Here is a 4,340-nt window from a genome sequence, read left to right as displayed (position 1 = left end):
TCTGCTAGAAACTCTGCCAGGTAAGGGCTGGGGGCAATGGGGTCAGTTTTCGGCAAAAAGCGTCCTCCCTCTAAGAAGGTCAGATTTAGCTCCTCTTTCGCTTTTCTGAGGGTGAAGTCACTGTATGCCATAAACAAGCGTGAGTTGTATCTATCTCAATCCTATCGAGTTGTGGGAATATCCAGCGATCGCAGATAGGAGCTAGCGAGGGAGACATCAACAGACTTGCATGATAGGAAACGGGCATATCGTCGCAATTTTGCGTTAACCTAACCTAATGCGAGGAGCGATCGCACTTTAGTTGCACAGAGGGAAGGAATTGCCAAAACTCCTGCTAACTTATGGCAAGCCGAAAAACTTGGTGATGAGAGGCAAAATCTTACCGCAAGTTTGAACAAGCTCCACTGTTGATGGCAAGTCCGCAATAGTTCCTTTCAGGAACTTCATTGCATTTTTTGCCATCTTTTGCATAGCTCCATCTTCAGGCTTTTGTCCCGCTTCCGCAATGGCTTTCACCTGCTCTAAGGCTTCGGCTTTATCTTCCTCATCTAAGTTTGGTTCGGCTTCAATGGCTTCTTGGAGTTGAGTTAGGAGTTCTTTAAGTCCTGGTTTTTCGGGTTCGGGTGATTCGGGTAACTCGTTGATGGCAATACTAACAGTACCGCTAATTTCGCCAATGGCTGACCCGGTTGTGGTCATGTTTTCCCCTGCACCTGCAATCCCACTAATTTTGCTACCATCACCACTGGTGATGTGGATGTTTCCTTTCGTTTCAGACATTGTATCTCCTTGATTTTGATAGGTTTCAACGTAAAACTTACTGCTGCCAATTGCCGCTATTACCATCTGTTCAAGGCTGCGAATTCGTTTATCCTTCTCTTCGATTCCAGCTAAAAGGTTTTGGATATCGGGATAGGGTAAGGCTTTAATCCGGTTATAGCTTTCAAAATATGTGGCATTGAGTTCAGAGCGATTGGCTTCATCAGATACTCTGGCTTGTAAGCGAATTTTCTTGCTACCCCGTCCTTCAATCGTCACAACCTCAATTTTGGCTTCAGGATGCTGTTCGATTAGCTGCCGCAGTGCAATAGCAGCAGCACTTGGATCAATCCCTTCGTAGTGATAAAGGTCAAGGGTTTTAGGAACAATGGTTAGAGTACGAGGATCGAGGTTCTGTTGTTGGTAAGAGTCGAGGGTTTTGATGATGGGAGCAATGAAGTCAGCAAAGTCAGCCTCTCGAAAGTTTTCTTGGCGGTTGTCGGGTTTGCGGCAGGGATCGGGATCTTCTGTAGTGGGCAAATGCATATAGATATATTCACACTTCACCTCTTCTAATTTGGTGTCTGTCGAGATGCCCCAGTTTTGAATGTAGGCTCCCGTTAAACAAGCCTCGGAGAGATTAACACCGTAAAGTTGTGTTTGTACCAGCTTAGCTCTTGACAGGTCAGCACATTGGAGTGTTGCCCCGCTTAAGTCTGCGCCAATAAAACTTGCATCGGTTAAGCTCGCATCTTGTAGATTTAAACCCCTCAGATTGAGATGGTTAAATAGTTTGCCTGTTCCATTTCCTGTGGTTACGAGTTGTCGAACTAGGGGATTCTCCAGATAGGTTCTTTCAACATTAACTTTTTTAAGCTGAGATTGAAACCATCGGGTGCGAGTGAGGATTGCGCCTCTAAAATCTGTGTTCTCAAGAACAGCACCTGTAAAGTTAGCGTCTGTGAGATTTGCTCCTCGGAAACTAGTACCTCCTAATGTAGTGATGCTAATTGCCAGTTCTCGAATTAATCGATATCGCTCATCTCCATTGAGAGAACACCAACCCATGTAAGTTCCCAAACTAAATACTATGATGCTGACAATAAAAACTCCAATAATACCTGCAACTGCTTCTTGGTCAGTAACACCCAATAACATACCAAAAATTGCTCCTGAAGTTGCTTCTAAGAGGGCTATAGTGACTAGTATTTTTGTGGAATGAATTAAAGCTATTGACTCAGCCAGTCCCATAGCACCTGCGATCGCTCCGCCTAGAGAAAGACTGCTGACTGCCGTTCTCCCAGCCATTTCAGCACTTGGAGTAATTGCCACAATGGAAACAATTGCTGTAGCGGTTATTAGGCTGACAATCCCAAGTGCTGAACTTAAACCTATCCTAATTGATGTCGCAAAGAAAATAGTGAGAACAATTGATACAAATAGTCCTAAGAGTAGAAAACCTAAATCATTTCCCGTAAATAAACTTCCCATTACAGCACCGGCGTATGCTGTGATAAAACCTGATAGTATGGCTAGGAATATGGCAAAAGTAACAATCCCGATTTTCCATTTTAGTGATAAGCCAACTCTAGAGTGACTAAAATTGGCATTGACTAGACAAGCTCCCGTAAAATCTGTCCCACGAATATCAGCTCCCGTAAAGTCTGCATCTATAAAATTTCGGTTTCTCAAAGATTGACCCTTTAGGTTTTGGTAGCTGAAATCCCTCATTTAATTTCAAAAAAATAATCTTGCTAAATTTTATGAGTTTAAGAAACCATCATTTCGATGAACGACATCTCGCCCAGTTTCTCTCTATCCATTTGATATATTGACAGACAAGGGGTCTTTGAGCGAGCTGATTTGTGGCTGCTATACTAGCTGGTATAGGGGGACTAGTACAGATAGGAGTAATATCGCAACGTTCACTGTCGCAGTTTAAATCTTTATGGCAATTTTCAGGATTAATAGATTCAAAGGGAAAAAATACGTTTTCTGCATAAGCTGTTTCTAGAATTTTAGAAATTTCAGGCTTTGTTTCATTTAAGGCAGCAGTTACTTTTTGAGAAGCAATAGTCTTACTATAAGAAGTCATTCTTGACAGAAAAATAACGGCATTATAACGAATATAAATTTTTTCAATTTTATTTTGTGTGATCTGAGTTAATGTAGGAATGAGATTGGCATAATCCAAAGCCAATTCAAGTACTGTTCCATCTGACAATCCCAAACCATTAAGTATTAGAAGTGCTTTTTGACGTAGTATTGGGTCTTGATGTTCATCTTGCAAGAGTTCAGTAAGGAATCGAACGGGAGAAACATTTAGTTGACTCAACGCTACTAACACCCTCTTCTGAAAATTAGTTATTGAGATGTTCTCTTTCTCTTGACCATTAGTAGTTTCAGCTAGAAGCATTCTCTTCAGGGCATCAACAGCAACCTCATGACTAGAACCAATTTGTCCTAACGCTTGAGCCGCAGCAAGGCGAACCCACTTATCCTCACCCTGTTGTAGGGCAACAATCAGGGCAGAAGTAGCCACCTCTCCTCCCATCTTGCCTAACGCTTGAGCCGCAGCACGGCGCACCTTATCATCCTTATCCTGTTGTAGGGCAACAATCAGGGCAGAAGTAGCCGCCTCTCCTTTAATCTTTCCTAAAGCTTGAGCCGCAGCAAGGCGCACGTCATCATCCTTATCCTGTTGTAGGGCAACAATCAGGGCAGAAGTAGCCACCTCTCCTCTCATTTTTCCTAACGCTTGAGCCGCAGCAGAGCGCATCCAATCATCCTTATCCTGTTGCAGGGCAACAATCAGGGCAGAAGTAGCCGCCTTATCTCCAATCTTTCCTAGCGCTTGAGCCGCAGCAAGACGCACCACATCAACCTTATCCTGTCGGAGGACAACAATCAGGGCAGAAGTAGCCGCCTTTCCTCCCATCTTTCCTAACGCTTGAGCCGCAGCAGAGCGCACTTCATCAACCTTATCCTGTTGTAGGACAACAATCAGGGCAGAAGTAGCTGCCTTATCTCCAATCTTTCCTAACGCTTGAGCCGCAGCAAGGCGCACCCCATCATCCTTATCCCGTTGTAGGGCAACAATCTCTGATGCAGCTTCTTCGTGACGAGGAAGATCAGAATTGAGGGTTTGGGCAATTGTACTCAGGAGTAATCCTAAGCAAAATAATCTAGAGAAATTCCGTAACCACTGCTGGCAAGACATGGGAGGCTGCGCTCGTCAATGAAACTCTCTGCTACCGATGCATCATCCAAAATTACATTTAGTCTATCCGGAGTTTTTAGTTAACAAAGGAAACCCAACAACATCTACTTGTCTTTGATGAACAAAGAGAGGCGCTCGCGCAATGGATACTCGATTAAACTACCGAGACATCATTAAAAAAATACTGCAAGAACACGCCCAATATCGAGCTTCCCTACCCGACAGTTATGATTCTCAAGTTCTATTTGATGATGAGCGAGGACACTACTTAGTCTTGGATATTGGCTGGAATGACGACAAGTATCTACACACTACGCCAATTCACCTCGATTTAATTGGCGATAAAATCTGGATTCAATAT

The 4,340-nt window shown here is 43.5% G+C and carries 3 protein-coding genes; 1 reads left to right on the top strand and 2 read right to left on the bottom strand.

The window, feature by feature from the left end:
- Positions 1 to 339 precede the first annotated feature (339 nt).
- Entirely contained in the window at positions 340 to 2,490 is a 2,151-nt protein-coding gene (locus V6C93_RS35300) for a pentapeptide repeat-containing protein (RefSeq protein WP_333481368.1), read from the bottom strand.
- Positions 2,491 to 2,539: 49 nt separating this feature from the next.
- Positions 2,540 to 3,979, bottom strand: a complete 1,440-nt coding sequence (locus V6C93_RS35295; protein ID WP_333481367.1) for a HEAT repeat domain-containing protein — start codon at positions 3,977 to 3,979, stop codon at positions 2,540 to 2,542.
- A 142-nt stretch (positions 3,980 to 4,121) separates the two neighbouring features.
- Between V6C93_RS35295 and V6C93_RS35290 the strand changes: the two genes are divergently transcribed.
- Positions 4,122 to 4,340, top strand: a 219-nt coding sequence (locus V6C93_RS35290) for an element excision factor XisI family protein (protein WP_333481366.1), incomplete at its 3' end; no start/stop codon positions are given.

This window comes from Allocoleopsis sp., from assembly GCF_036703385.1.
Taxonomy (GTDB): domain Bacteria; phylum Cyanobacteriota; class Cyanobacteriia; order Cyanobacteriales; family Coleofasciculaceae; genus Allocoleopsis.
Note: the sequence above shows the minus strand (reverse complement) of the source record. Positions and strands in the feature narration are given on the sequence as shown.

Excerpts from the sequence above, each read along its gene's own strand:
- V6C93_RS35300 (WP_333481368.1), bottom strand. The coding sequence starts at position 2,490 with ATGAGGGATTTCAGCTACCAAAACCTAAAGGGTCAATCTTTGAGAAAC.
- V6C93_RS35295 (WP_333481367.1), bottom strand. The coding sequence starts at position 3,979 with ATGTCTTGCCAGCAGTGGTTACGGAATTTCTCTAGATTATTTTGCTTA.